The organism is Streptomyces sp. NPDC033136 (genome assembly GCF_055578235.1).
The window spans coordinates 18,558-44,313 of the sequence record NZ_JBVIPD010000010.1; the positions used below are offsets into that span (position 1 = coordinate 18,558).

Annotated in this window: 23 protein-coding genes, 2 pseudogenes and 1 riboswitch; of the genes and pseudogenes, 20 read left to right on the forward strand and 5 right to left on the reverse strand. The window is 73.8% G+C overall.

Translation table 11 applies throughout. From position 1 onward, the window contains the following. Positions 1-232 precede the first annotated feature (232 nt). The 4 genes from ACZ5TL_RS19905 to ACZ5TL_RS19920 all read left to right on the forward strand — a co-directional run bounded on the left by ACZ5TL_RS19905 (position 233) and on the right by ACZ5TL_RS19920 (position 6,038). Complete coding sequence (locus tag ACZ5TL_RS19905; protein WP_468591269.1) at positions 233-2,089, forward strand: ricin-type beta-trefoil lectin domain protein; 1,857 nt, start codon at positions 233-235, stop codon at positions 2,087-2,089. A gap of 591 nt (positions 2,090-2,680) precedes the next feature. Then, the gene (locus ACZ5TL_RS19910) at positions 2,681-2,764 is read left to right on the forward strand and encodes a hypothetical protein (protein WP_468591567.1); all 84 of its coding nucleotides are present in this window, start codon (positions 2,681-2,683) and stop codon (positions 2,762-2,764) included. A gap of 187 nt (positions 2,765-2,951) precedes the next feature. Then, positions 2,952-5,336 (forward strand): phosphoketolase family protein, encoded by a 2,385-nt coding sequence (locus ACZ5TL_RS19915; RefSeq protein ID WP_468591271.1) that lies wholly within the window; start codon positions 2,952-2,954, stop codon positions 5,334-5,336. Between the two features lie 72 nt (positions 5,337-5,408). After that, positions 5,409-6,038: a DedA family protein gene (locus ACZ5TL_RS19920; RefSeq protein ID WP_468591272.1), complete on the forward strand. Its 630-nt coding sequence runs from the start codon at positions 5,409-5,411 to the stop codon at positions 6,036-6,038. A 63-nt stretch (positions 6,039-6,101) separates the two neighbouring features. Here the strand turns inward: ACZ5TL_RS19920 and ACZ5TL_RS19925 are convergent, their stop codons facing one another. Beyond that, the gene (locus tag ACZ5TL_RS19925) at positions 6,102-6,629 is read right to left on the reverse strand and encodes a gamma carbonic anhydrase family protein (RefSeq protein WP_468591274.1); all 528 of its coding nucleotides are present in this window, start codon (positions 6,627-6,629) and stop codon (positions 6,102-6,104) included. Between the two features lie 110 nt (positions 6,630-6,739). Here ACZ5TL_RS19925 and ACZ5TL_RS19930 point away from each other — a divergent pair, with 110 nt between their 5' ends. The 3 genes from ACZ5TL_RS19930 (at position 6,740) to ACZ5TL_RS19940 (ending at position 8,904) form a co-directional block, all read left to right on the forward strand. Then, the gene (locus ACZ5TL_RS19930) at positions 6,740-7,612 is read left to right on the forward strand and encodes an acyltransferase (RefSeq protein WP_468591275.1); all 873 of its coding nucleotides are present in this window, start codon (positions 6,740-6,742) and stop codon (positions 7,610-7,612) included. Between the two features lie 118 nt (positions 7,613-7,730). Next, positions 7,731-8,303: a helix-turn-helix domain-containing protein gene (locus tag ACZ5TL_RS19935; RefSeq protein WP_468591276.1), complete on the forward strand. Its 573-nt coding sequence runs from the start codon at positions 7,731-7,733 to the stop codon at positions 8,301-8,303. 43 nt (positions 8,304-8,346) lie between these two features. After that, positions 8,347-8,904 carry a YbaK/EbsC family protein gene (locus ACZ5TL_RS19940; RefSeq protein ID WP_468591277.1) on the forward strand — a complete coding sequence of 186 codons (558 nt, stop codon included), beginning with the start codon at positions 8,347-8,349 and terminating at the stop codon, positions 8,902-8,904. A 1-nt stretch (position 8,905) separates the two neighbouring features. Here the strand turns inward: ACZ5TL_RS19940 and ACZ5TL_RS19945 are convergent, their stop codons facing one another. Next, entirely contained in the window at positions 8,906-10,030 is a 1,125-nt protein-coding gene (locus tag ACZ5TL_RS19945; protein ID WP_468591279.1) for a cation diffusion facilitator family transporter, read from the reverse strand. 64 nt (positions 10,031-10,094) lie between these two features. Between ACZ5TL_RS19945 and ACZ5TL_RS19950 the strand changes: the two genes are divergently transcribed. After that, positions 10,095-10,454, forward strand: a complete 360-nt coding sequence (locus ACZ5TL_RS19950) for an ArsR/SmtB family transcription factor (protein ID WP_468591281.1) — start codon at positions 10,095-10,097, stop codon at positions 10,452-10,454. 233 nt (positions 10,455-10,687) lie between these two features. Here ACZ5TL_RS19950 and ACZ5TL_RS19955 read toward each other — a convergent pair whose 3' ends face one another. After that, on the reverse strand, positions 10,688-11,098 hold the full coding sequence (locus ACZ5TL_RS19955; protein ID WP_468591282.1) for a CoA-binding protein: 411 nt from the start codon (positions 11,096-11,098) through the stop codon (positions 10,688-10,690). A gap of 81 nt (positions 11,099-11,179) precedes the next feature. Further along, positions 11,180-11,369: riboswitch (cobalamin riboswitch) on the forward strand. A 69-nt stretch (positions 11,370-11,438) separates the two neighbouring features. Here ACZ5TL_RS19955 and ACZ5TL_RS19960 point away from each other — a divergent pair. From ACZ5TL_RS19960 to ACZ5TL_RS20010, 11 genes and pseudogenes are all read left to right on the forward strand, one after another. Continuing rightward, positions 11,439-12,455 carry an ABC transporter substrate-binding protein gene (locus ACZ5TL_RS19960; protein WP_468591283.1) on the forward strand — a complete coding sequence of 339 codons (1,017 nt, stop codon included), beginning with the start codon at positions 11,439-11,441 and terminating at the stop codon, positions 12,453-12,455. An 11-nt stretch (positions 12,456-12,466) separates the two neighbouring features. Then, positions 12,467-13,519, forward strand: a complete 1,053-nt coding sequence (locus tag ACZ5TL_RS19965) for a FecCD family ABC transporter permease (protein WP_468591568.1) — start codon at positions 12,467-12,469, stop codon at positions 13,517-13,519. Beyond that, the gene (locus ACZ5TL_RS19970; RefSeq protein WP_468591284.1) at positions 13,516-14,337 is read left to right on the forward strand and encodes an ABC transporter ATP-binding protein; all 822 of its coding nucleotides are present in this window, start codon (positions 13,516-13,518) and stop codon (positions 14,335-14,337) included. The genes ACZ5TL_RS19965 and ACZ5TL_RS19970 overlap by 4 nt, the downstream gene beginning before the upstream one ends. A gap of 99 nt (positions 14,338-14,436) precedes the next feature. Continuing rightward, positions 14,437-15,222, forward strand: coding sequence for a hypothetical protein (locus ACZ5TL_RS19975; protein WP_468591286.1), 786 nt, complete (start codon positions 14,437-14,439; stop codon positions 15,220-15,222). Next, positions 15,219-15,767: a SixA phosphatase family protein gene (locus ACZ5TL_RS19980; protein WP_468591287.1), complete on the forward strand. Its 549-nt coding sequence runs from the start codon at positions 15,219-15,221 to the stop codon at positions 15,765-15,767. Before ACZ5TL_RS19975 ends, ACZ5TL_RS19980 begins: the two co-directional genes overlap by 4 nt. Beyond that, positions 15,767-15,901: pseudogene (locus ACZ5TL_RS19985) on the forward strand (DUF4097 family beta strand repeat-containing protein); the annotation flags it as partial. The gene ACZ5TL_RS19980 and the pseudogene ACZ5TL_RS19985, both read left to right, overlap by 1 nt. Positions 15,902-15,979: 78 nt before the next feature. Further along, positions 15,980-16,280: pseudogene (locus ACZ5TL_RS19990) on the forward strand (ABC transporter permease); the annotation flags it as partial. 142 nt (positions 16,281-16,422) lie between these two features. After that, positions 16,423-17,049 carry a YigZ family protein gene (locus ACZ5TL_RS19995; RefSeq protein ID WP_468591288.1) on the forward strand — a complete coding sequence of 209 codons (627 nt, stop codon included), beginning with the start codon at positions 16,423-16,425 and terminating at the stop codon, positions 17,047-17,049. A gap of 269 nt (positions 17,050-17,318) precedes the next feature. Further along, complete coding sequence (locus ACZ5TL_RS20000; protein ID WP_468591290.1) at positions 17,319-18,482, forward strand: exonuclease SbcCD subunit D; 1,164 nt, start codon at positions 17,319-17,321, stop codon at positions 18,480-18,482. Continuing rightward, positions 18,479-21,490: an AAA family ATPase gene (locus ACZ5TL_RS20005; RefSeq protein ID WP_468591292.1), complete on the forward strand. Its 3,012-nt coding sequence runs from the start codon at positions 18,479-18,481 to the stop codon at positions 21,488-21,490. The genes ACZ5TL_RS20000 and ACZ5TL_RS20005 overlap by 4 nt, the downstream gene beginning before the upstream one ends. Positions 21,491-21,549: 59 nt before the next feature. Further along, positions 21,550-22,068 carry an immunity 21 family protein gene (locus ACZ5TL_RS20010; protein WP_468591293.1) on the forward strand — a complete coding sequence of 173 codons (519 nt, stop codon included), beginning with the start codon at positions 21,550-21,552 and terminating at the stop codon, positions 22,066-22,068. A 176-nt stretch (positions 22,069-22,244) separates the two neighbouring features. Here ACZ5TL_RS20010 and ACZ5TL_RS20015 read toward each other — a convergent pair whose 3' ends face one another. Next, positions 22,245-23,936 (reverse strand): DUF885 domain-containing protein, encoded by a 1,692-nt coding sequence (locus ACZ5TL_RS20015; protein WP_468591295.1) that lies wholly within the window; start codon positions 23,934-23,936, stop codon positions 22,245-22,247. 31 nt (positions 23,937-23,967) lie between these two features. Next, complete coding sequence (locus ACZ5TL_RS20020; protein WP_468591297.1) at positions 23,968-24,459, reverse strand: Lrp/AsnC family transcriptional regulator; 492 nt, start codon at positions 24,457-24,459, stop codon at positions 23,968-23,970. Between the two features lie 67 nt (positions 24,460-24,526). On the opposite strand from ACZ5TL_RS20020, the gene ACZ5TL_RS20025 reads away from it, so the two are divergent. Further along, positions 24,527-25,750: a trans-sulfuration enzyme family protein gene (locus ACZ5TL_RS20025; protein ID WP_468591569.1), complete on the forward strand. Its 1,224-nt coding sequence runs from the start codon at positions 24,527-24,529 to the stop codon at positions 25,748-25,750. Positions 25,751-25,756: the final 6 nt, after the last annotated feature.

Genomic DNA, 25,756 nt, shown 5'->3' on the forward strand with positions numbered 1-25,756 from the left:
AGGGATACTTTCGAATGCCGGTACGGATACCGCCGGTAACATATCTGAATTACCCGCGTCGTGGACTTGGGTCATCCGAACTCCTTGTTACCGGTCAGTCGTATGTGCGAAAGTGAGCCGCATCACAGCCAAGTCCGCAGCTGACGCGGCACAGGTATGCACCAATCACGCACCTGCTTTCCGATGGACGCGCAATTCGCCTGCCGTCCTGCGGCTGGAAGGAAATGGTTCCGTGCAATCCCCCTACCCCCCACGCCCGCCGTACCCCCCGCGCCCCGGAGCGGCGCCCGCGGAGTCCGACCGCAATCTTCTCGCCCGGGCCGGCGAGCCCGGTGAAGGGCCGCGCGCCGTCGCCCTGTTGCTCGCGCGGCACTGGCGGGCGGTGTACGACTACGCCGTGATCTGCCTGGCATCCTCCGAGGATTCGGCGTCGATGGCGGCCGCCGCCGCGTTCCGCCGGGAACTCGCCCGGCCGGGCGGCGGCGCCCTGCGCCCGCGTCTGCTCGTCGCCGTGCGGGACACCGTCATGGACTGGGCCGCCGACGACGGCCTTTCCACTGTGCTGCCGGAACTCCGCAAAACCGTCGGCGCCCGCGGTCTGCGCGCCGCCCGGTCCGTGACACCCGAAAGGCGGCGCCTCGCCGAACGCGCATTCCGTGCCCTTCCGGGTGCGTCCCAATGCCTGCTCTGGCACACGGGGGCCGAAGCCGAACCCATATCCGTACCGGCCCGTCTGCTGGGGGTGGACGCCCGTACCGCCTCGGCCGGGCTGGAGCAGGCGCGCGAACAATTCCGGGCGGGTTGCGTACGGGCGCACCGGGAACTCGCGCCGACGCAGGAATGCCGCTACTACAACCGCCTGCTGGACGTTCCGATGCGGCGCGGCGGGGGCCTGCTGCCGGACGTGCAACGGCATCTCATGGCCTGCCGCTACTGCCGGCACGCCGCCGAACAACTCAGCCACTTCGAGGGCGGTTTGGAGGATCTGCTCGCCGAGACCGTGCTGGGGTGGGGCGCCCGCCGCTACCTGGAATCACGGCCGAGCCGCGACGAGGGGCAGCACACCCTGCCCGTCGGCGGGCGGCATCGCCTGCGGCCCCGTGCCCTGCCGGCGGGCGGCCGGCCCGGCTCCCCGAAACGGCACACGAAGGCGCTCGCCGCCGCGGTCGGGGTGACCTCGCTGGTGTTGCTCGCGACCCTGCTCGCCGCCCGGGGCTGGACGGAGGAAGGCGGCGCCGCCGATCCGCAGGCCACGTGGGGCGTGGTCAGCGGCCACTCCGTCGATCCGGACGAGGCAGGGCCCTCGCCCGTGGGGCCGGACGGGGAGGGATCCGCGTCCGGCGGCTCCCCGTCGGCCGCCTCCGCGGGCAACGCCGCCGAGGTGGCCCGGGGCCGGCTGCGGAACCTCGACGCGGACCTGTGCCTCGACGTCCGGGGCGGCCGGCTGCGGGCCGACGCCCGCATGGTGCTGACCGGCTGCTCCGCCGCGTCCCCGCAGTGGTCGTACCAGGACGACGGCCTGCTGCGCAGCGCCACCGCCCCCACTCTCTGCCTCGGTTCCCCCGCCGCCGGGGACTCGGTCGTCCTGACCGGCTGCCTCGTGCACGCCGGAGTCGTCCACTACGACCTGACCGTGCGCGGCGAACTCCTGCCGCGCGGCGGCGAGGGACTCGCCGTCGCCCCCGGAAAGGGCCGGGACGTGATCGTCACCGGCCGCGACGGCTCGAGGGACCGCCGCTGGGCGCTGGAACCGGCGGTCACGCCCGGAACATCCGGGGAGAAGCGGGCCGAGGACGCGCCACCGGAGAACCGCGAAGAGGAGAAGGAGCAGCCGTACGGCAACGGCCCGCCGGCGCACCGGACCGAGCCGCCGCGGACCGAATCGGGAGACCCGCCGCAGGAGCGGTACGAGACACGGGTCGCGCGGGTGGGCTGCTGCGGCGAGGCGGAGCCGGGGGCGCCGTCCGGCGAATCCGGGGCACAGTCCGGCACCGCTGCACTCGGTCCCGCTACCACCACCGCGGCCACTGCCGTGACCACCGCCGCGACCGGCACCGTCACGGTGCTCCGCACGGCCGCGCTGCCGTAGCGCGGGCCGGGGCCGCCCACTCGGGTGGCCCCGTGGTCGCCCGCGGTGTCCGGCCGGGTGCCCAGCCGGGGCTGGCGCAGAGTGCGTCGCATGAGCGACACCGCCCCCGCTTTCCCGGACGATCCGCCCTGCTTCTGCTCGGCGGGGCGCTCGCCGTCGCCGCGGCGCCGTCCCGTCGTGCTCTCGCATCGGACGGACGCGGCCCGGGCACCGGTGCCCGGTGAAGACCGACTGATCCGCCGCGCACAGCACCCGGAAGGCCCTCCAGGCGGGCCTCGACCTGGAGATGCCCGACGGCACCCCCTTCGGCACGGCGCCCTCGCGTGCGACGGCGCCGGGGTGGGCGCCACCCTGCTGCGCAACGCGCGCGGACGTGCGGCTGCTGTTCCCCTTCGGCCACGGGCTGTCGTACACGTCCTTCGCCTACCACGACGACGCGCACGGGACGGGCGACGGTGTCGACGTCGCCTTCACGGTCCGTGACACCGGCCCGCGCGACGGTGTGGACGTGCCGCAGGTCTACGTCGGTCCGTCCCCCGGCCTCCCGCCCGGCCAGTCGGTCCGGGGCCGGCCGGCTACCGGCGGCTCGCGCTGGCGGCGGGGGAGGAACGCCGTGTCACCGTCCGGGTCGAGCGGCGGACCCTGTCCTCCTGGGACCCCGGGACCCACGACTGAGTGCTGGGCGCCGGCCCGCGCCCCCTCCGGATCGGGGCGTCGTCACGGGATCTGCGGGTGCGGACGCACGTACGCGTGGGTGGCTGACACCGGTCGCCGCAGGGCGTGTGGCCGACAGGCGCCAGGCATCGAAGCGGAACAGACTGGTACTCCTCCGGAGGCCATCGCAGAACCCAGGGAGTCGCTCATGCCCGAGGCCCCGCGCCAGGACAGCAGGACCGCACCGACCGACGAGGAACTGCGCACGCTGGACGCCCACTGGCGGGCCGCCAACTACCTGGCGGCCGGTCAGATCTACCTGCTGGCGAACCCGCTGCTGACCGAGCCGTTGCGGCCCGAACACATCAAGCCGCGGCTGCTCGGGCACTGGGGCACCTCGCCCGGCCTCAACCTCGTCCACACCCACCTCAACCGGGTGATCAAGACCCGCGAGATCGACGCCCTCTGCGTCTGGGGCCCGGGTCACGGCGGGCCGTCGGTCCTGGCCAACTCCTGGCTGGAGGGCAGCTACAGCGAGAAGTACCCGGACGTGTCCCGGGACGCGCGGGGCATGGAACGGCTGATGCGGCAGTTCTCCTTCCCCGGCGGCGTGCCCAGCCATGTCGCCCCGGAGGTGCCCGGCTCGATCCACGAGGGCGGTGAACTCGGTTACTCCCTCGCGCACGCCTACGGCGCCGCCCTCGACAACCCGGACCTGCTCGTCACGTGCGTGATCGGCGACGGCGAGGCGGAGACCGGCCCCCTGGCAGGTTCCTGGCACGCCAACAAGTTCCTCGACCCGGTCCATGACGGTGCCGTCCTGCCGATCCTCCATCTCAACGGCTACAAGATCGCCAACCCGACGGTGCCGGCCCGCCTGCCCGAGGAGGAGCTCGACGCGCTCCTGCGCGGTTACGGCCACGACCCGATCCATGTCACCGGCGACGACCCGGCCGCCGTCCACCGGGCCATGGCCGAGGCCATGGACACCGCCCTCGACCGCATCACCGAGGCCCAGCGCGCCGCCCGCGAGGAAGGCGCGACCGGCCGCCCGCGCTGGCCGGTCATCGTGCTGCGCACCCCGAAGGGCTGGACCGGCCCGGCCGAGGTCGACGGCGTGCCGGTGGAGGGCACCTGGCGGGCGCACCAGGTGCCGCTGTCCGGTGTCCGCGACAACCCCGCCCACCTGCGCGCCCTGGAAACGTGGTTGCGCTCCTACCGGCCCGGGGAACTGTTCGACGCCGAGGGCCGCCCGGCCGCCGACGTCCTCGCCTGCGTCCCCGAGGGCACCCGGCGGCTTGGCGCCACCCCACACGCCAACGGCGGACTGCTCGTGCGCGACCTGCCGGTCCCCTCCCTGGACGACTTCGCCGTTCCCGTCGACAAGCCGGGCACGACGATGCACGAGCCGACCCGCGTCCTCGGCGACCTGCTCCGGGACGTCATGGCGGGCACGGCCGACCGGCGTGACTTCCGCCTGGTCGGCCCGGACGAGACCGCCTCCAACCGGCTGCAGGCCGTCTTCGACGCCAGCGGCAAGGCGTGGCAGGCAGGGACCCTCCCCGTGGACGAGCACCTGGACCGGCACGGCCGAGTGATGGAGGTCCTCTCCGAACACCTCTGCCAGGGCTGGCTGGAGGGCTACCTGCTCACCGGCCGGCACGGGCTGTTCTCCTGCTACGAGGCGTTCGTGCACATCGTCGACTCCATGGTCAACCAGCACATCAAGTGGCTGCGCACCTCGCGCAGGCTGCCCTGGCGCGCCCCCATCGCCTCCCTGAACTACCTGCTGACCTCCCACGTGTGGCGGCAGGACCACAACGGCTTCTCCCACCAGGACCCCGGCTTCGTCGACCACGTCCTCAACAAGAGCCCCGAGGTCGTGCGCGTCTACCTCCCGCCGGACGCCAACACCCTGCTGTCCGTGGCGGACCACGCCCTGCGCAGCCGCGACTACGTCAACGTCATCGTGGCCGGCAAGCAGCCCTGCTTCGACTGGCTGTCGATGGACGAGGCCCGGGTGCACTGCGCCCGCGGTGCCGGCATCTGGGAGTGGGCGGGCACGGAGGACGGCGGCGAGCCCGATGTCGTCCTGGCCTGTGCCGGTGACGTCCCCACCCAGGAGACTCTGGCCGCCGCGCATCTGCTCCGCCGGTACCTGCCCGAGCTGGCCGTCCGCGTGGTGAACGTGGTCGACCTCGCCCGGCTGCTGCCCCGGGAGGAGCACCCGCACGGCATGAACGACTTCGAGTACGACGGGCTGTTCACCACCGACAAGCCGGTGATCTTCGCCTACCACGGGTACCCGTGGCTGATCCACCGCCTGGCCTACCGCCGCGCCGGCCACCAGCACCTGCACGTGCGCGGCTACAAGGAGGCCGGCACCACCACCACGCCCTTCGACATGGTCGTCCGCAACGACCTCGACCGCTACCGCCTGGTCATGGACGTCATCGACCGCGTCCCGGGTCTCGCGGTGCGCGCCACGGCCGTACGCCAGCGCATGGCCGACGCCCGTACCCGCCACCACGCCTGGATCCGTGAGCACGGCACCGACCTGCCCGAGGTCGCCGAGTGGAGCTGGAACGCCTGAGCCGCGGGGGACGTCCTCACCGCCGGTAGGCTTCCCGGGGCACGCGGGGAGGCTCAGGGAAAGGAACCGGCGTTGCACGTCCAGCAGTGGCTCGAAACCGTACCGGCGATCGCCGTCTACGCGCTGGTGGGAGTGGTCATCGGCCTGGAGAGCCTGGGCATCCCGATGCCGGGCGAGATCATCCTGGTCTCGTCCGCGCTGCTCGCCTCCCAGCACGGCGACATCGACCCCGTCGTCCTCGGCGCCAGCGCCACGGCCGGCGCGATCATCGGCGACTCCATCGGCTACGCCATCGGCCGCAGGGGCGGGCGGCCCCTGCTGGCCTGGCTGGGCAGGAAGTTCCCCAGGCACTTCAGCGAGGGGCACATCGCCACCGCCGAGCGCTCCTTCGAGAAGTGGGGCATGTGGGCGGTGTTCTTCGGCCGCTTCGTCGCCCTCCTGCGCATCTTCGCGGGCCCCCTCGCGGGCGTGCTGCGCATGCCGTACTGGAAGTTCCTCGTCGCCAACGTCCTCGGCGGCATCCTCTGGGCCGGCGGCACGACAGCGGTCGTCTACTACGTCGGCATCGTCGCGGAGTCCTGGCTGAAGCGCTTCTCGTGGCTGGGCCTGGTGGCAGCGGTCCTCCTCGGCCTCACGTCGATGCTGGTGCTCAGGCGCAAGGCCAGGAAGGCGAACCGGACGCTGGAAGCGACGGAGGCGTAGTTTCCTCAGGGGCGCCGGGTGCTGCGCGACCGGCCCCCGCGGCCCCGCACCCGCCGAAAGGGCCTACGCATGCACTTCCCGGTGCGCCTTCGCCAACTCGGCGTACATCGTGCCGTTGAGGGTGACGCCCTGCCGCTCCTCGTCCGTCAAGGGACGCTTGACCTTGGCCGGCACCCCCGCCACCAGCGATCCGGGCGGCACGACCATGCCCTGCGGCACCAGCGCCTGCGCCGCGACGAGCGACCCGGCCCCGATCACGGCGCCGTTCAGCACGGTCGCCCCCATCCCGATCAGGCAGTCGTCCTCCACGGTCGCCCCGTGCACCACCGCGTTGTGCCCGATGCTCACCCGCTCACCGACGCTCACGGGAAACCCCGGGTCGGCGTGCAACGTGCAGTTGTCCTGGACATTACTGCTCGCTCCGACGGAGATCTCCTCGACGTCCCCGCGCAGAACGGCCCCGTACCAGACACTCGCGCCGCCACCCAGCGTCACGCTCCCGATCACCGACGCGGTGGGCGCCACGAAGGCCGTCTCGTCGATCTCCGGCTCCCGGCCGCCGATCCCCGTGATCATCGCCCGCTGTCCCATGTGCGCCTCCAGAGTCGTCGTGGACCACCGGCACCGTACGCCACCCGGTGGGGCGAAGATCACAGGCCCTCGCCCTCATGAGGGGTCCCAGCGCTGAGTACGGTGACCTCGTGCCGAAGCGCAAGAACACGTTCTCATCCTGGCGGCGGGGCCTCACGCAGCGCGCCGTCCACGCCGGGTGGGCCTGGCTGCAGCGGACGGCCTCCGTCACCGCGGAGCACCCCGGCCGGTACCGGTTCGGCGCGATGGGAACAGGTACCAGGCTCGCCTTCCCGCTCGGCACGGTCTTCGGTGAGCCGTGGATCCACCTCGGCTCCCACTGCATCATCGGCGAGCAGGTCACCCTCACCGCGGGCCTGATGCCCGACCTCGACCTCGGCCCGGACCCCATCCTGCGCCTCGGCGACGGCGTCGTCCTGGGCCGCGGCAGCCACGTCATCGCCGACACGACGGTCACGATCGGCAGTGACTGCTACTTCGGCCCGTACGTCTACGTCACCTCCACGAACCACTCCTACGACGATCCGCACGAGCCGATCGGCAGGCAGTGGCCGCGCATGGAGCCGGTGGAGATCGGGCCCGGCTGCTGGATCGGCACGGGCGCGGTGATCCTGCCGGGCGCCCGGATCGGGCGGAACGTGGTGGTGGCCGCGGGTGCGGTCGTGCGGGGCACGGTGCCCGACCACGCCGTGGTGGCGGGCGCACCGGCGCGTGTCGTCCGGCGCTGGACGCCCGCCGACGGCTGGCAGCCGCCCCTGCGCACCCCGCCGCCGGTCCCGATCCCCGAGGGTGTGACGCCCGAGCAGCTGCGGGCGCTGTCGGAACTCGACGAGGAGACGGCGGCACGTCTGGCCGAGCTGGACGCACAGGGGACAGCGGGCGATGAGCACGGGGACCGGCGGCCGGGAACCGGAGAGCGACGAGACGGCGCTCGTGGCGAGGAGACGGCGGCCGGTCTCGCGGAGCTGGAGCCGGAGTCCTGAGCCCGCGGGTTCAGCCCGACGCCGGCGGATGCCTCGCAGTACAGTTCGGTGAACGATCAGGTCAACCGCACGGTAGTGCACCCTGATGTACTGTGTCATACGCAATATTGGACGGAATGTGTCGGACCTCGACCTGCTGACCCAGTCGCTGGCACGCAGCGTCAAGCACTGGCGCGCGGTGCGCGGCTTCACCCTGGACGTGCTCGCCGCCCGGGCAGGCGTCAGCCGCGGCATGCTCATCCAGATCGAGCAGGCCCGCACCAACCCCAGCCTCGGCACCGTCGTCAAGATCGGCGACGCGCTCGGCGTCAGCATCACCACCCTCCTCGACTACGAGCAGGGCCCGCACGTCCGCATCGTCCCGGCCGAGCAGGCCGTACGGCTGTGGCACACCGACGCCGGCAGCTACAACCGGCTGCTCGCGGGCACCGAGGCGCCCGGCCCACTGGAGCTGTGGGACTGGCGGCTCATGCCGGGCCAGAGCAGCTCCTCGGACCCGCACCCCGCCGGCACGACCGAACTGCTCCACGTCACCGCGGGGGAGCTCACGCTCACCGTCGACGGCGCCGAGCACCGTGTCCCCGCGGGCGCGAGCGTCCACTTCGAGGCCAACGTCCCGCACACCTACGGCAACACCGGCGACGTGCCGACGGAGATGGTCATGGCCGTCTCGGTGCCGCCCGTGTCCTGAGACGCCCGGCCGGCGGGCGGTCGGCGGTTGTTAGCGTGCGGTCATGCGCCCACCCATCGGACACTTCGACAACGCCCGTCCGGCCCCCGCCTGCCTCGGCGAACTCGCCGCCCCGGTCGCCGTCGCCGTCCGCCACTGGCAGGGCAGCGTCCCCGCCGACCGGCTCGTGTACGTCGACACCGACCCGGAGTGGGCCGACACGGCCATCTTCGTGGAGCACTACGGGCGGGAGCTGCTGGAGCAGTCCGCGAACTGCGTGGTCGTCGAGGGCAAGCGCGGCGGCGAGTCAACGCTCGCCGCGTGCGTGGTGCTGTCCACCACCCGGGTCGACGTGAACGGCGTCGTGCGCCGTCGGCTCGGCGCCCGCAAGGCCTCGTTCGCCTCGATGGACACGGCGACCGCCGAGACCGGCATGGAGTACGGCGGCATCACCCCGATCGGACTTCCGGGCGGCTGGCCCCTCCTGGTGGACACGGCCGTCGTCGACCTGGCGTATGTGCTGGTCGGCAGCGGCCGGCGGCGCGGCAAGCTGCTGGTCCCGGGCAAGGCGTTCGCGGAACTGCCGGGCGCCGTGGTGCTGGAGGGGCTCGGGGTCTCCTGACCTACGCCGCGGTGTGGTGCGCCAGTGCCAGATGCGGGTCGGTCTCGCCCGGGGCCGGTTCCGGGTCGGCGTGGACCAGGGCCGCGGTGAGGCGCGGTACGGCGTGCAGCAGCGCATGCTCGGCGTCGACGGCGATGCGGTGGGCCTCCCGTACCGTCACCTCACCGTCGACCACGACCGCCACCTCGGCGCGCAGCCGGTGGCCGATCCAGCGCAGCCGCAGTTCACCCACCCCGCGCACCCCGGGAACGTCGGCCAGTGCCCGCTCGGCCCGGTCCACCAGGGCCGGGTCGACGGCGTCCAGCACCCGCCGGAACACCTCCCGCGCCGCGTCCCGCAGCACCAGGACGATCGCCGCGGTGATCGCCAGCCCGACGACGGGGTCCGCCAGGTGCCATCCCAGGGCCGAGCCCGCGGCGCCCAGCAGCACGGCCAGTGAGGTGAACCCGTCGGTACGGGCGTGCAGCCCGTCGGCGACCAGCGCGGCGGATCCGATCGCGCGGCCGACGCGGATGCGGTAGCGGGCCACCCACTCGTTGCCCGCGAAACCGACGAGGGCGGCCACGGCGACGGCCGGGACGTGCTCGACGGGCCGCGGATCCAGCAGCCGGTCCAGAGCCGCCCAGCCCGCGAAGGCCGCCGACGCGGCGATGGTCAGCACGATCACCAGGCCCGCCAGGTCCTCGGCCCGCCCGTAGCCGTAGGTGAAGCGGCGGGTGGCCGCGCGCCGCCCCAGAACGAAGGCGATGCCGAGCGGTACGGCGGTCAGCGCGTCCGCCGCGTTGTGGACCGTGTCCCCGAGCAGCGCCACCGAGCCGGAGAGGGCCACCACCACCGCCTGGGCCAGGGCCGTCACGCCGAGCACCGCGAGCGAGACCCAGAGCGCCCGCATCCCGCGGGCCGACGACTCCAGGGTGGAGTCGACCTTGCCGGCCGTCTCGTGGGAGTGCGGGGTGAGGACGTGGGCCATCCGGTGGAGCAGGCCGTGCCCGTGGCCCCCGTCGTGCCCGTGCCCGTCGTCGTGCCCGTGGCCCCCGCCGTGCCCGTGCCCGTCCTCGTGCCCGTGGCCCCGGTCGTGCCGGTGTCCGTGGTCATGAGGGTGGGAATGCTCGTGCCGGTCGCTCACGTGGGTCCCCTTCCGGTGCGCGTGTGAGTGGACGTGCACACGCCCACGGGGCCATTATGTGCGTATGAGCGCACGCATGCACCTGTCATCTGCGCACGATGCGCATCCGCGCAGTCCCGGCGAGGAGCAGTTCGCGCTCGCCGCCGAACTGCTCGCCCTGCTCGGGGACCGGACGCGGCTCGCCCTGCTGCACGCACTGACAGGGTCGGAAGCCGACGTCACGACGCTCACCCAGGCGTGCGGGGCGGCGCGGCCGGCCGTCAGCCAGCACCTGGCGCGACTGCGCCTCGCGGGCCTGGTGGACACGCGCAAGGAGGGCCGCCGGGTGGTCTACTCACTCCGCGACGGCCATCTGCGCCGGCTGGTGGACGAGGCGCTGAACGTGGCCGACCACCGCCTCAGCGACCGGCCCCCGCACGACTGAGTCAGTACCGCGCGGCCGCCCCGAGGTACTGCTCGCCGGAGCCCGGGAGCGGCAAGGCACGGGTCATGCGGCTCGTCATGGAGGCCGGTCTCAGTGGGCGGGCGCCTCCGCGACGGCCCGTCCTCGATGCCCCGCCCCATCTCCCCGGGCCGGGACGCCAACGCCCGGGCCCAGTGGTGGATCGCCGGCCACCGCGGATGAGCAGCCGTCGAGGTCACGCCCGAGCAGGGGGATCACTGCCCGAGCAGGGGGATCTCGATCGCTGGGCAGCGGTCCATCACCATGTCCAGGCCCGCGGCGCGGGTCCGCTCGTACGCCGCCTCGTCGACGACACCGAGCTGGAACCACACGGCCCTGGCGCCCTTCGCGACCGCCTCGTCGGCGACCGCTCCGGCGAGGTCGCTGTTCACGAACACGTCCACGACGTCCACCTCGAAGGGGATGTCCGCCAGGCTCGCGTACCCCTGCTCGCCGTGCACCGTCTCGGCCTTCGGATGCACCGGCACGACGCGCTTGCCGAAGCGCTGGAGGACGGCGGCGACCCCGTACGCCGCGCGCCGCTGGTTCGACGACAGGCCCACCACGGCCCAGGTGTCGCCGAGTCCGGCGAGAATCCTGCGGATCGTTGCCTCGTCGCCGTACACAGGCTGCCTCCTCGGACGTCGTGGACGACCTGCTGTGCGCACAACGACGCGAGGTGCGCGGTCATTCCCCCGGTGCCCCCGTGATAGCTTGCCGAGGCCAGTCGAACCCATGTACGTGGGTCAGGGAATCCGGTGCGAATCCGGAACTGACGCGCAGCGGTGAGGGGGACGGGCGGGGCCTCGGCCACTGGACTCCCTCGCGGAGGTCCGGGAAGGCGCTCCGATCCGGATGAACCCGAGTCCGAAGACCTGCTGGCGGCCCCCGCGGCCGCACGCGGCGGGGGAGCACCGTACGACCGGGCTCCGCGATCGAGCCCTCGACGACTGAGGACTGGTTCCCGTGTCCCTCGCCCGACCCGCCCGTGCCGCCGTGCTGCTCGCGGTCGGCTCCCTGCTCCTGACCGCCTGCGGCGACGCGAAGCCCGCCCCCGCGAAAGCCGCCGTCACCCTCGGCAACTGCGGCCACGAGGTCCGCGTCGAGGCCGCGCCGCGGCACGCCGTCTCCCTCAACCAGGGCACCACCGAGATCCTGCTCTCCCTCGGCCTCGCCGACCGCCTCGCGGGTACCGCCACCTGGACCGACCCGGTGATGAAGGGGCTGGAGAAGGCCGAGGCGAAGGTGCCGCGCATCGCCGAGAACAACCCGTCCTTCGAACGGGTCCTGGACGCCGGCCCCGACTTCGTCGCCGCCTCCTTCGTCTCCACCCTCGGCAAGGGCGGCGTCGCCACCCGCGAGCAGTTCGAGAAGCTCGGCGTCCCCACGTACGTCTCCCCGTCCGACTGCGCCGGCAAGGACAACTCGGGGGGCGGCGACGGAGCACGCGACAGAGCCCTGGGCATCGACACCGTGTACGGCGAGGTACGGGATCTCGCGGCCGTGTTCGGGGTGAGGGAACGCGGCGAGGAACTCGTGGCGTCCCTCCGGCAGCGCATGACGAAGGCCACCTCCGGCATCGACGCCCACGACGTCACCCTCCTGTACTGGTTCGCCAACTCCGAGTCGCCCTACATGGCGGGCTGTTGCGGAGCGCCGGGCATCATCACCCGGGCCCTCGGCGCGAAGAACGCCTTCGACGACACGCACGAGGAGTGGCCGCAGATCAACTGGGAGACGGTCGCCGACCGTGACCCCGACGTCCTCGTCATCGGCGACCTGACCAGGAAGTCACAGACCGCCGAGTCGGCCGCGCGGAAGATCGCCTTCCTGGAGTCCAACCCGGTCACCAGGACCATGGACGCCGTCCGGCACAAGCGGTACGTGCTGCTCAGCGGGCAGGCCATGAACCCGACCATCCGCACGGTCGAGGGCGTGGAGCAGGTCGCCGCCGGGCTGCGCCGGTTCGGGCCGGCCAAGTGACCGACCGGGACCTGCCGGAGGTCACGGCCCCGGCGTCCGGGATCCGGACCCGCCGTGGGTCCGGGCTCGCGCTGGGCGCTGCCGGGGCCCTCGCGCTCGTCGTCTCCCTCGCCGTGTCCCTCACCATCGGGCCCGCCGACATCAGCGTCGCCGACGTGTGGTCCGTCGTGGCCGCCCACCTCGGCCTCGGCAGCTCGGAGCTGACGCCGATCCGGGACGGGATCGTCTGGCAGCTGCGGCTGCCCCGCACCCTGCTCGCGGCCGTGTGCGGGGCCGGACTCGCCGTGTGCGGGGCGGTGATGCAGTCGCTGCTGCGCAACCCGCTCGCCGATCCGTTCGTGCTCGGGGTGTCCTCGGGCGCCTCCACCGGCGCGGTCCTGGTCGTCGTGCTCGGCGTGGGAGGCGGCGCCCTCCCGGTGTCCGCGGGCGCGTTCCTCGGCGCCCTGGTCTCCTTCGCGCTGGTGCTGCTGCTCAGCCACACCCTCGGCGGCACCACCGACCGGGTCGTCCTCGCGGGCGTCGCCGCCATGCAGCTGTTCTCCGCGCTCACCTCCTTCGTCGTGATGACCGCCGCCGACGCCGAGACGACCCGGGGCGTGCTCTTCTGGCTCCTCGGCTCGCTCGGCGGCGCGGGCTGGACCGACGTCTGGCTGTGCCTGGCCGTCCTGGCCGTGACGCTGGTCGTGTGCCTGGCGTACGCCCGTACCCTCGACGCCTTCGCTTTCGGGCAGGACGCGGCGGCCGCGCTCGGGGTGTCCGTGGCCCGCACCCGGCTGGTGCTGCTGTGCGTCACGGCCCTGCTCACGGCGGCGCTGGTCAGTTCGGCCGGGGCGATCGGCTTCGTCGGGCTGGTCCTGCCGCATGCCGCCCGGGCCCTGGCCGGCCCCGGGCACGCCCGGCTGCTGCCGGTCACGGCCCTGGCCGGGGCGGTGTTCCTGGTGTGGGTGGACACGCTGGCCCGTACGGTGCTGGACCCGCAGGAGGTTCCGGTGGGGGTGGTGACGTCGCTGATCGGGGTGCCGGCGTTCGTGGTGGTGCTCTACCGGACGCGGAGGGTGCGGTGAAGGGGGCAGGGGCGGCGGCGAGCGGGGCGGCGACGGCGGTGAGCGGGGCCGGGCTGCGGGCCGACCGGGTAGGCCGCCGTGCCGACGGACGCCTGATCCTCGACGACGTCGTCCTCGCGCCGGAGACCGGCTCCACGGTCGGTGTCCTCGGCCCCAACGGCTCCGGCAAGTCCACACTGCTGCGACTGCTGGCCGGGCTGCTCACGCCGACCACCGGAGTCGTCACGCTCGACGGCACGCCGCTGGACGGCCTGCCCCGCCGTACGGTCGCCCGCCGCCTCGCCATGGTGGAGCAGCAGTCGGACACACAGGTCGAGCTGACGGTCGAGGACGTCGTACGGCTGGGCCGCGTGCCGCACCGCCGCGCCTGGACACCCGCCTCGGCTGACGACGCGCGGGCGGTACGCGCCGCCCTGGCGCGCACGGGCCTCGCCGGCCGGGCCGGCCAGCCCTGGCACACCCTCTCGGGCGGCGAACGCCAGCGGGTGCAGATCGCCCGCGCGCTGGCCCAGGAACCCCGCGAACTCCTCCTGGACGAGCCGACCAACCACCTCGACATCCACCACCAGCTCGACCTGCTCGCCCTGGTCACGGGCCTGCCGGTCACGACCGTCGTCGCCCTGCACGACCTCAACCTCGCGGCGATGTACTGCGATCAGGTCGTGGTGCTGCGCGAGGGTCGGGTGGTGGCGGGCGGCACCGCGCGGGACGTGCTCACCCAGGAGCTCATCGCCGAGGTGTACGGGGTGCGGGCGGACGTCCGGTGCGAAGGCCCCGAGGGGCGGCCCCACGTGCGGTTCCTGGGAACCCTGGACTGAGCGGACCCGGCCCACGCCAAGAAGGGGCCTGTCCGCCACGGTGGCCGGGAAACGCCGAACCTGCCCGCGTGTCCCCGGCCGGCGGCCTACGCTCGCCTCGTGCTGCGCATCATCGACACTCGTACCGGCCGGCCGGTCGAAGCCGCCCCCGCCCGCCGGGGCCTGACCCGTGTCGAGGTGCACGCGCCCGGCTCCGACACGACGAACCTGCGGGTGCTGCTCGTCGCGGACCTGCTCGTGCGGACCCTGGAGCTCGGTGGCACCCCCGTGTGGGCCCTGCTGACGGGCGGGCGGCGCCAGGCGGAACTGCGGACGAGCGCCGCGGCACTCGGCGTCCGGCCCTTCGAGGACAGTCCTGACGTCAGCGCGGGCCTGGGGGAGGCCCAGGTCATCCATGTCGCGGCCAAGGGCGGTGCGACGCCCGACGGGGTGCGGATCGCGGTCGGCGCCGTGGGGGCGGAGGTGTCGGACAGCCGGGCCGGCGGTTCGGCGGAAGGGGAGGCGCCGGCCGGGCGGTCGGCTCAGGAGGGCCCGGAGTCCGGCATCGACCCCGCCGTCCTGCGTCTCGCGTTGATCACCCGGCACCACAGCGCCCCCGCCCGGCTGACGGCGGCCGACCTCGACGACGCCCGCGCCACCCTCGCCCGCTGGCGCGGCGCGGTCGCCCGATGGGCCCGGAGCCCCTCGCGGCCGGTTCCCGACGAGGTGCGGGTGAGACTGCGCGATGCCTGGGAGGACGACCTGGACGTGCCCCGGGTGCTGGATGTGCTGCACCATGTGGAGACCGAGCCGGATCTGCCGGACGGCGCCCGCTTCGAGACGTTCGCCTACGCCGACCGGCTCCTCGGCCTCGACCTCACCGCCGACCTGGGATCCCCGTCATGATCGACCGCGCAGGAGCGGGCCCGCTGCGCCGCCTGGTGGTGCTGCGGCACGCCAAGTCCGCCTGGCCCGTGGACGTCTCCGACCACGAACGCCCGCTCGCCCCGCGCGGCCGCCGGGACGCCCCCGCGGCCGGCCGGGCCCTGGCCGAGGCCGACTGCCTGCCGGACCTCGCGCTGTGCTCCACCGCCGTACGCGCCCGCCGGACCTGGGACCTGGCCGCCGCCGAGTGGGGCACACCCCCGCCCGTCCGCTACGACCACCGCCTGTACGCGGCGGGCCCTGCGGGCCTGCTGGCCGTCGTGCACGAGACGCCCGCCGAGGTGGAGACGCTGCTGCTGCTCGGACACAACCCCGGTCTGGAGGAACTGGTCCTGGCGCTCGCCGGTGACGGCCTCGACGACACCCTGGAGCGGGTCCGCACGAAGTTCCCCACCTCGGCGATCGCCGTCCTGTCCTGGCGCGGCACGTCCTGGCGGGCCTTCACCCCAGGCACCGCCCTGGTCACATCGGTCACCGTGCCCCGGGGCGTGAAGAAGCACCACTAGTCTCCGCCTCCCTGGACGCCGGCACCACCTGCGGCCGGATCCACAACGCGCTCAAGAACACCGACGGCGCCGCCGCCGGCCTGACCATCCACGCGACCACCGCCTACGGCGCCGTCACCGCCCGCAGCCTGTAAAGAAGCCCCTCATGACCGACCTGGCGATCGCCGCGCACGGGCTGCGCAAGTCCTACGGCGACAAGACCGTCCTCGACGGCATCGACCTGGCCCATGAGCCTCGTCAGCCCGAACGCCGAGGCCGCCGGCAACAACGCCATGCCCCTGATCCAGCTGCCGCTCCTGTCCAGCGCCTTCGTGCCCCTCGACACGATGCCGGGCTGGTTCCGGCCGATCGCCGAGTACCAGCCGTTCACGCCGGCCATCGAGACCCTGCGCGGCCTGCTGCTCGGCAGCGAGATCGGCACCAACGGATGGCTCGCCGTCATCTGGTGCGCGGGGCTCGCGGTGCTCGGCTACTTTCTGGTCGACCTCGAAGTTCGACGACGACCCCCGATAAGCGCCATGACCCCGCGGATCACCTCCGCAACCCCTCCCCACCCCACGGCGGCGTACACCGGCACCACGCCGGAGTGCGCCGCCCCGTTCGTGCGCGAGGACACCGCCCCGTCGTCACCGGTGCCGACGATTAGGCTGGGCCGATGCAGGACGAATACCGCACGGTCGCCCGCGCGGGCGTGCACGAGACCGAGGTCAACCGCTCCCGCTTCCTCTGCGCCCTCGCCCCGGCGGCCACCGAGCAGGAGGCCCAGGACTTCATCGCCGCGGTCCGCAAGGAGCACGCCGACGCCAGCCACAACTGTTTCGCCTACGTCATCGGCGCCGACGCCTCCGTCCAGAAGGCCGGCGACGACGGAGAACCCGGAGGCACCGCAGGCGTCCCCATGCTCCAGATGCTGCTGCGCCGGGACATGCGGTACGTCGTCGCCGTCGTCACCCGCTATTTCGGCGGGGTCAAGCTCGGTGCGGGCGGGCTCATCCGGGCGTACGGCGGAGCGGTCGGCGAGGCCCTGGACACCCTCGGCACCCGCACCCGCCGCAGGTTCCGGCTGGCCACGGTCACCGTCGACCACCAGCGCGCCGGCAAACTGGAGAACGACCTGCGGACCACGGGGCGTGAGGTGCGGGACGTGCGCTACGGGGAGGCGGTCACGATCCGGATCGCCCTGCCGGACGCCGACGTGGACGCCTTCCGGGCGTGGCTGGCCGACGCGACCGCCGGGACGGCCGGGTTCGCGTTGGGCGGGGAGGCGTACGGGGACGCCTGACACGCGGCCACGGCGAGTGCCGCAAGACGGACGCGGTGAGGCCCCCCGACCGGTGGACACGGGAGTACGGCAGCGTGCCGGAGTGACACGTTCCACGCATACTCGCGGACATTTCCCCTGAATTGACGCCCCAAGGTGGGGCATCGCGAGGTTCGTGAGGGGCCAGGTGCCCGCACGGGTTAGCGTGGTGGGTGCTGACAGCGAGCCGGACCGGCTCGCGCGGTTCGTGGAGCGGCAGCAGGGGGAGACATGCGGGGCGGAACGGGGTCGTGAGACTGCTGCACACGTCCGACTGGCACCTCGGCCGGGCCTTCCACCGGGTGAACATGCTCGGCGCCCAGGCCGAGTTCGTCAGCCACCTCGTGACGACCGTGCGCGAGCGGGCCGTGGACGCGGTGGTCGTCTCCGGAGACGTGTACGACCGGGCCGTGCCGCCCCTCGCCGCGGTCGAGCTGTTCGACGACGCCCTGCACCGGCTCGCCGGCCTCGGCGTGCCGACGGTGATGATCTCCGGGAACCACGACTCCGCCCGCCGTCTGGGCGTGGGCGCGGGACTGATCGGACGGGCCGGCATCCATCTGCGGACCGAGCCGTCGGCGGCCGGCACTCCGGTCGTGCTGGCCGACGCCCACGGTGACGTCGCCTTCTACGGACTGCCGTACCTCGAACCGGCGCTGGTGAAGGACGAGTTCGGCGTGGAGAAGGCCGGGCACGAGGCCGTGCTCGGCGCCGCCATGGACCGGGTCCGCGCCGACCTCGCCGGCCGCGAGCCCGGCACCCGTTCCGTCGTCCTCGCCCACGCCTTCGTCACCGGCGGCCAACCCAGCGACAGCGAGCGGGACATCACCGTCGGCGGCGTGGCCGCGGTGCCCGCCGGAGTCTTCGACGGCGTCGACTACGTGGCACTCGGGCACCTGCACGGCTGCCAGACCCTCACCGACCGGGTCCGCTACTCCGGCTCCCCGCTGCCCTACTCCTTCTCCGAGTCCGCCCACCGCAAGAGCATGTGGCTCGTCGACCTCGCCGCCGACGGCACCGTTGCGGCCGAGCGCGTCGACTGCCCGGTGCCGCGCGCCCTGGCCCGCCTCCGGGGCACGCTGGAGGACCTGCTCGCCGACCCGGAGCTGACGCGGCACGAAGGGGCGTGGGTCGAGGCGACGCTCACCGACCCCGTCCGCCCGGCCGACCCGATGGCCCGGCTCACCGAGCGCTTCCCGCACACGCTCAGCCTCGTCTTCGACCCCGACCGGGACCAGGAGGAGGCCGAGGTGTCGTACGCCCGGCGCCTCGCCGGACGCAGCGACCAGCAGATCGCCGAGGACTTCGTCGCCCATGTGCGCGGCACCGGACCCGACGCGCACGAACAGGGCGTGCTGCGGGACGCGTTCGACGCCGTACGGGCCGACGAAGCCGTACGGGAGGTGGCCCGGTGAGGCTCCACCGGCTCGCCGTCACCGCCTTCGGACCCTTCGGCGGCACCCAGAGCGTCGACTTCGACGACCTGTCCGCGGCCGGGCTGTTCCTGCTGCACGGACCCACCGGCGCGGGCAAGACCTCCGTCCTCGACGCCGTGTGCTACGCCCTCTACGGCTCCGTACCGGGCGCCCGGCAGGGCGGCGGCCAGGGCACGACCCTGCGCAGCGACCACGCTGCCCCCGAGATCCGCACCGGGGTCGGCCTCGAACTCACCGTCGCCGGACGCCGCCTGGAGATCACCCGCCAGCCACCCTGGGAACGTCCGAAGAAACGCGGCACCGGCACCACGGTCGACAAGGCCCAGACCTGGCTGCGCGAGTACGACCCGGCCTCCGGTGTATGGAAGGACCTCAGCCGCTCCCACCAGGAGATCGGCGAGGAGATCACCCAGCTGCTCGGCATGAGCCGCGAGCAGTTCTGCCAGGTCGTGCTGCTGCCCCAGGGCGACTTCGCCCGGTTCCTGCGCGCCGACGCCGAGGCCCGCGGCAAACTGCTGGGCCGCCTCTTCGACACCAGCCGTTTCGCCGACGTCGAGAAGCGCCTCGCCGAGCGCCGCCGGGCCACCGAGACCCAGGTGCGCGACGGGGACGCCGAGTTGCTGGCCGACGCCCACCGCATGCAGCAGGCCGCGGGCGACGCCATGGCACTGCCGGACCTGGCACCCGGCGATCCCGGGCTCGCCGAGGCCGTGCTGGGCGCGGCCGCCGTCGCCCGCGGCACCGCCCGCGAACAGCTCACCGTCGCCGGGTGCGGGCTCGCCGCCGCCGAGTCCGCGCAGGCCGCCGCCGGCCGCGCCCTGGACGAGGTACGCGAACTCGCCCGGCTGCAGAGCCGGTTCACCGACGCGCGCGAGAAGGCGGCGCATCTGGAGCAGGGAGCCGAGGCGTACCGGCAGGCGCAGGCGCTCATGGAGCGGTCCCGCAAGGCCGAGACGGTCGCGCCCGCCCTGGAGCTGCGGGAGTCCGCCGACGCCGAGCACCGCCGGGCGGCCGCCGCCGAGGCACGCGCCCGTGCGCTGCTGCCCGGGCGTTTCGCCGACGCGGGCGCGGCTGGACTCGCCGCCGCCGCCCGCCGGGCCGCCGAAGAACTGGGCGGACTGGACTCGGCCCGCCGCGCCGAGCGCCGGCTGGCCGAACTCCTCGGCGAACGCGCGGGCCTCGACCGTCAGGAGCGTGCCGACGCCGACCTCCTTCAGGAGGCGGAGGCCTGGCTCGACGGCTGGGAGGAGACCCGCACCGCCCTCCAGGAGCGGGTGGAAGCCGCCCAGCGGGCCGCCTCCCGCGCCGAGCAGCTCGCCCTACGGCGTGAACCCGCTCACCAGCGGCTGAAGGCGGCCCGGCTGCGCGACCAACTCGCCGAGGACACCGACAAGGCCGTCGAGCAGGTCCGCTCCGCTCAGGAGGTGGCGCTGCGGGCCAAGCAGCACTGGCTCGACCTCAAGGAACAGCGTCTGACCGGCATCGCCGCCGAGCTGGCCGCGCACCTCACCGACGGCGAGCCCTGCGCCGTCTGCGGCGCCACCGAGCACCCCGCCCCCGCCCGCAAGGTCGCCGGTCACGTCGACCGCGAGGCCGAGGAGCACGCCCTCGCCACCTACCAGCGCGCCGACGAACAGCGAGCCGACCACGAGCAGAGCCTCGGCGTGGTACGGGAGGCACTGGCCGCCGCCACCGCCGAGGCGGGTGACACGCCCACCGGTCAACTCACCCGCGAGGCCGAGGAACTGGAGGGGCAGTACACGCTCGCCCGCGGCGCCGCCGCAGAGCTGCACTCCGCGCAGGAGCGGCTGCGGCAGGCCGGACAGGAGCACGAACGGCGCCTGACCGCCCGGCAGGAGGCCGCCGTACGGGCCGCGTCCCGCGTGGGACACCGGGAGCGGCTGGACCGCGAACGCGCCCTGCTGCAGGAAGAGCTGGACCGGGCGAGGGGCGCCCTGGACAGCGTCGCCGCGCGGGCCGCGCAACTGGAGCGGCGCACCGCGCTGCTCACGGACGCCGCCGACACCGCCCGCGTCGCCGAGGACACCGCCCAGCGGCTCAAGGACGCCGACGCCCGGCTCGCCGACGCCGCCTTCCGGGCCGGTTTCGAGACGCCGCAGGCCGCGGCAGCCGCGCTCCTCGACGCCGCCGCCCACCGCGAGCTGCAACACCGCCTGGACGCCTGGCAGACCGAGGAGGCCGCTGTTCAAAGCGTCCTCGCCGAGGCGGACACCGCGGCCGCCGCCGAGCGGCCACCCGCCGATGTCGCCCGCGCGCAGCAGGACACCGACGACGCGGCCCGCCGTCTGCGCGACGCCGCCTCCGCCGACGACGCGGCCGGCCGGCGCTGTGCCGAACTCGACCGGCTGTCCGCCCGGGCGACCGCCTCCGTGCGCCGGCTGGCGCCGCTGCGCGAGGAGTACGACCGGATCGCCCGCATGGCCGGCCTCGCCGCGGGAACCTCGGCCGACAACGAGCGCCGGATGCGACTGGAGTCCTACGTGCTGGCGGCCCGCCTGGAACAGGTCGCCGCCGCCGCGACGGTACGGCTGCGGCGCATGTCGTCCGGCCGCTACACCCTCGTCCACTCCGACGACCGCACCGGACGCGGCCGCAGTGGCCTCGGGCTGCACGTCGTCGACGCCTGGACCGGCCGCGAACGCGACACGGCGACCCTGTCGGGCGGCGAGACGTTCTTCGCTTCCCTCGCCCTCGCCCTCGGCCTCGCCGACGTCGTCACGGACGAGGCCGGCGGGGTGCGGCTGGACACCCTCTTCATCGACGAGGGCTTCGGCAGCCTCGACGACCAGACCCTCGACGAGGTCCTCGACGTCCTCGACTCCCTGCGCGAACGCGACCGCAGCGTCGGCATCGTCAGCCACGTGCCCGACCTGCGGCGGCGGATCCACGCCCAGCTGGAGGTCGTCAAGGGCAGATCGGGGTCGGTGCTGCGGCAGCGCGGCGCCGGCTCCCGTGGAGGCGGGTGACTACGGCTGCTGAAACCCCCGATCATCGTGCGGGAGTTGACCCTGTAGGTTCTTGCGCCATGGTGCGATACGCGGAGCCGGGCGTCGTGGAGTGGGTGGAGTCGGGCGGTGGGCCGCTGATAGCGGTACCCGAGACCGTCCTGCCGTTCTGGGCGGGCGCCGACGGCGAGGAGACGGCCTCGGACTACGACCGGGCCTGCGAGGTGGACGGCAACGTCGGACTGCTGCCGGTGGGCGACTCCACGGCCCTCGTGCTGGGCGACGAGCCCGCCTCCACCGCGTACCTGCCCGACCACGGGATCTTCGTCCGCTGGTGCGCCGGAAACTCCGAGGACGAACTGCTGGCCGGCGTCCCGCCGGCGATCGCCGGCGCGGAGTGGGAGCCGGAGGTGCACTGGGACGTGCCCGGGTCCGTGCTCCTGTTCGACGCGGCCTGGCCCGGGACGGACCCGTCGGGGACCGACCGGGTGCGGGTCGCCCTGGAGCCGGGCCGGTACGCGGTCCGCGCGGCGAGTGTCCAGCCGGGACCGGAGACGTGGCTGGGCCTGGTCCAGCTCCGGCTGCTGGCCCCGCGATAGCCCGCGCCTCTCAGGGGCGCGGGGAACCGCGCGACCGGGCAGGCACATCCGAACCCGCCTGACGGCACCGGCTCGCCCCGTCGCGTGGCTCGCCCCGTCGCGTGGCTCGCCACGGACGAGGCGGAGCGGCACCCGGGCCGTCGACTCCGAGGACGGCTTCCGGCGCCCGGCGGCGCCTACAGCCGCGACAGCTCGTCCACCAGGTCGTCGAGGCCCAGCGAACCCTGCGACAGCGCCGCCATGTGCCACGCCTTCGGGTCGAAGGCGTCCCCGTGCCGCTTGCGGGCGTTCTCGCGGCCCAGGAGCCAGGCCCGCTCGCCGAGCTTGTAGCCGATGGCCTGGCCCGGCATGGACAGGTAGCGGGTCAGCTCGCTCTCCACGAAGTCCGCGGGCCGGCTGCTGTGCGAGCCGAAGAACTCCTGCGCGAGTCCGGGCGTCCAGCGCTCGCCGGGGTGGAAGGGCGAGTCGTCCGGGATCGTCAGCTCCAGGTGCATGCCGATATCGATGATCACGCGCACGGCCCGCATCATCTGCGCGTCCAGATAGCCGAGCCGGCGCTCCGGCTCCGTCAGGAAGCCCAGCTCGTCCATCAGCCGCTCCGCGTACAGCGCCCAGCCCTCGGCGTTGGCACTCACCATGCCGACGCTCGCCTGGTAGCGGGAGAGGTCCTGCGCCACGTGCTTCCACTGGGCCAGCTGGAGGTGGTGGCCGGGCACGCCCTCGTGGTACCAGGTCGACACCAGGTCGTAGACAGGGAAGCGCGTCTCGCCCATGGTCGGCAGCCAGGTGCAGCCCGGGCGGGAGAAATCGTCCGACGGGGGCGTGTAGTAGGGCGCCGCGGCACTGCCCGGAGGGGCGATGCGCGACTCAACGCGGCGTACCCGCTCGGCCAGGTCGAAGTGCGTGCCGTCGAGCGAGTCGATCGCCTCGTCCATGAGGCTCTGCAGCCACTCGCGGACCTCGTCGACGCCCTCGATGTGCGTGCCCTGCTCGTCCAGGTGCGCCAGCGCCTCCCACGGGGTGGCGGCGCCCGGCAGGATCTTCTCGGCCTCAGTCCTCATCTCGCCGAGGAGGCGGTGGTACTCGGACCAGCCGTACGCGTACGCCTCGTCGAGGTCCAGGTCCGTGCCGTTGAAGTAGCGCACCCAGCGCGCGTACCGCTCCCGGCCCACCACGTCCGGCGCGCCCTCGACCGTCGGCGCGTACACGTCCCGCATCCAGTCGCGCAGCCGTACCACGGCCTCGGTGGCCGCACGGGCCGCCGAGACCAGCTCGGAGCGCAGGGACTCGGGACCGGCGGCCGCGTACTGCTCGAACCAGCCGTGGCCCTGACCATCCGCGTCGGCCCACTCGCCGAGCTGCCCCACGAACGTCGCCGTGGCGCGGGGGCCGGCGTACAGCTTCCGCTCCAGGCCGAGCGCCAGGGACTCCCGGTAGCCGTCCAGCGCGGCCGGGACCGCGCGCAGCCGCTCGGCGATCGCCGTCCAGTCCTCCTCCGACTGCGCCGGCGTCACGGTGAACACCTGCCGCACCGCGTGGGCCACGGAGCTGAGGTTGCTGACGGAGCGCAGACTCTCGTCGGCCTCGTGCACGGCGAGTTCGGCGGTGAGCCGCTCCCGCAGCAGCCGCGCGCAGCGGCGTTCGATGTCGCTGTCCGCGCCGGGCAGCCGCTCGGCCTCGTCCAGCCGGGCCAGCGTCCGGCGCGCCAGCTCCGCGAGCGCCTCCTGACCCGCGGGCGAGGTGTCGGGCAGCCTGCTCGAACTCTCCTGGTCGCCGAGGAACGTGCCGGTGATCGGGTCGAGGGCGACGAGCTCGTCGACGTAGGCGTCGGCGACCTCGCGGGGCAGCGGGCTCTTGATCTCAGACATGCGGCCATCCTCGTACGGGGGACCGCGCACGTCACCCGGATTGAGCCGAGGGCGAAGGCGGCAGCAGCGGCCCGCACTCCCACTGCTGGAAGATCAGCCGGGTCTCCACCCGGGCCACCTCCCGGTGCGCGGTGAACTCGTCCAGCACGAGCCGCTGCAGATCGGCCATGTCGGCGACCGCGACATGGACCAGATAGTCGTCCGGCCCGGTCAGATGGAAGACCGTCCGGGACTCCGGCAGCGCGCGGATCCGCTCCACGAACGGTCCGACCAGCTCCCGCCGGTGCGGCCTGACCTGCACCGACAGCAGCGCCTCCAGGCCCCGCCCCAGTTTGGCCGGATCCAGCTCCAGCCGGTGCCCGAGGATCACGCCCGAGCGGCGCAGCCGGGCCACCCGGTCCAGACAGGTCGACGGCGCCACCCCGACCTGCGCGGCGAGATCCCGGTACGTCGCCCGTGCGTCGTTCTGCAACAGCCGCAGCAGGTGCAGATCCACCGGGTCCAGTACGACAGATTCGGCCATCGGCCGAACGTAGCACGGGATTCACGCACAGAACCCCGGCCGATGTTCACTCTTCTTCTCCATGGACATGGACATGGACACACCGTGCACGGGCTCCCACCGCGACGGACGCACCGCACCGCGAGCACTCGCCACCGAGGCCGTGCACGCCGGGCGGGACGACCTCGCCCGGCAGGGGCTGCACGCCCCGCCGATCGACCTGTCCACCACCTACCCCTCGTACGACAGCCGCGGCGAGGCGGCGCGCATCGACGCGTTCGCCACCACCGGCGCGGAGCCGGACGGCCCGCCCGTGTACGGGCGGCTGGGCAATCCGACCGTCGCCCGCTTCGAGACGGCGCTGGCCCGACTGGAGGGCACCGAGGCCGCGGTCGCGTTCGCCAGCGGGATGGCCGCCCTGAGCGCCGCTCTCCTCGTCCGCGGCTCGATGGGCCTGCGCCACGTCGTCGCCGTACGCCCCCTCTACGGCTGCAGCGACCACCTGCTGACCGCCGGGCTGCTGGGCTCGGAGGTCACCTGGACCGACCCGGCCGGCGTCGCCGACGCGCTGCGCCCGGACACCGGCCTGGTCATGGTCGAGTCCCCGGCCAACCCCACCCTCGCCGAGGTCGACCTGCGGGCCGTGGCGCACGCCTGCGGCTCGGTGCCGCTGCTCGTCGACAACACCTTCGCCACACCGGTCCTCCAGCGCCCCGCCGAGCACGGCGCGCGGCTGGTGCTGCACAGCGCCACCAAGTACCTCGGCGGACACGGCGACGTACTGGCGGGCGTCGTCGCCTGCGACGAGGAGTTCGCAGGCCGGTTGCGCCAGGTGCGCTTCGCCACGGGCGGCGTCCTGCACCCCCTGGCGGGCTACCTGCTGCTGCGCGGCCTGTCCACCCTCCCCGTCCGGGTCCGGGCCGCCTCCGCCACCGCCGCCGAACTGGCCCGCCGCCTCGCCGCCGACCCGCGCGTGACCCGGGTGCACTACCCGCGCATCGGCGGCGCCATGGTCGCCTTCGAGGTCCACGGCGACCCGCACGAGGTCATCGCCGGCGTACGCCTCATCACCCCCGCGGTGAGCCTCGGCAGCGTGGACACCCTCATCCAGCACCCGGCGTCCATCAGCCACCGCATCGTGGACGCGGAGGACCGCAGGGGCGCCGGGGTGAGCGACCGGCTGCTGCGCATGTCGGTGGGCCTGGAGGACGTGGAGGACCTGTGGTCGGACCTCGACCGGGCGCTGCGGCGGCCCGGCAGGGGCACGGGGAACCGCGCGACGAGCCACAGTGCGCCCGCACCCGCCCAGTGACGGACA

What these genes read in the sequence shown, in the direction of transcription:
- ACZ5TL_RS19925 (WP_468591274.1), bottom strand. Translation starts at nt 6,629, where the DNA reads ATGGGACAGCGGGCGATGATCACGGGGATCGGCGGCCGGGAGCCGGAG.
- ACZ5TL_RS20020 (WP_468591297.1), bottom strand. Translation starts at nt 24,459, where the DNA reads ATGGCCGAATCTGTCGTACTGGACCCGGTGGATCTGCACCTGCTGCGG.
- ACZ5TL_RS19980 (WP_468591287.1), top strand. Translation starts at nt 15,219, where the DNA reads ATGATCGACCGCGCAGGAGCGGGCCCGCTGCGCCGCCTGGTGGTGCTG.
- ACZ5TL_RS20015 (WP_468591295.1), bottom strand. Translation starts at nt 23,936, where the DNA reads ATGTCTGAGATCAAGAGCCCGCTGCCCCGCGAGGTCGCCGACGCCTAC.
- ACZ5TL_RS19995 (WP_468591288.1), top strand. Translation starts at nt 16,423, where the DNA reads ATGCAGGACGAATACCGCACGGTCGCCCGCGCGGGCGTGCACGAGACC.
- ACZ5TL_RS19950 (WP_468591281.1), top strand. Translation starts at nt 10,095, where the DNA reads ATGAGCGCACGCATGCACCTGTCATCTGCGCACGATGCGCATCCGCGC.
- ACZ5TL_RS20025 (WP_468591569.1), top strand. Translation starts at nt 24,527, where the DNA reads ATGGACATGGACACACCGTGCACGGGCTCCCACCGCGACGGACGCACC.
- ACZ5TL_RS20010 (WP_468591293.1), top strand. Translation starts at nt 21,550, where the DNA reads ATGGTGCGATACGCGGAGCCGGGCGTCGTGGAGTGGGTGGAGTCGGGC.
- ACZ5TL_RS19940 (WP_468591277.1), top strand. Translation starts at nt 8,347, where the DNA reads ATGCGCCCACCCATCGGACACTTCGACAACGCCCGTCCGGCCCCCGCC.
- ACZ5TL_RS19915 (WP_468591271.1), top strand. Translation starts at nt 2,952, where the DNA reads ATGCCCGAGGCCCCGCGCCAGGACAGCAGGACCGCACCGACCGACGAG.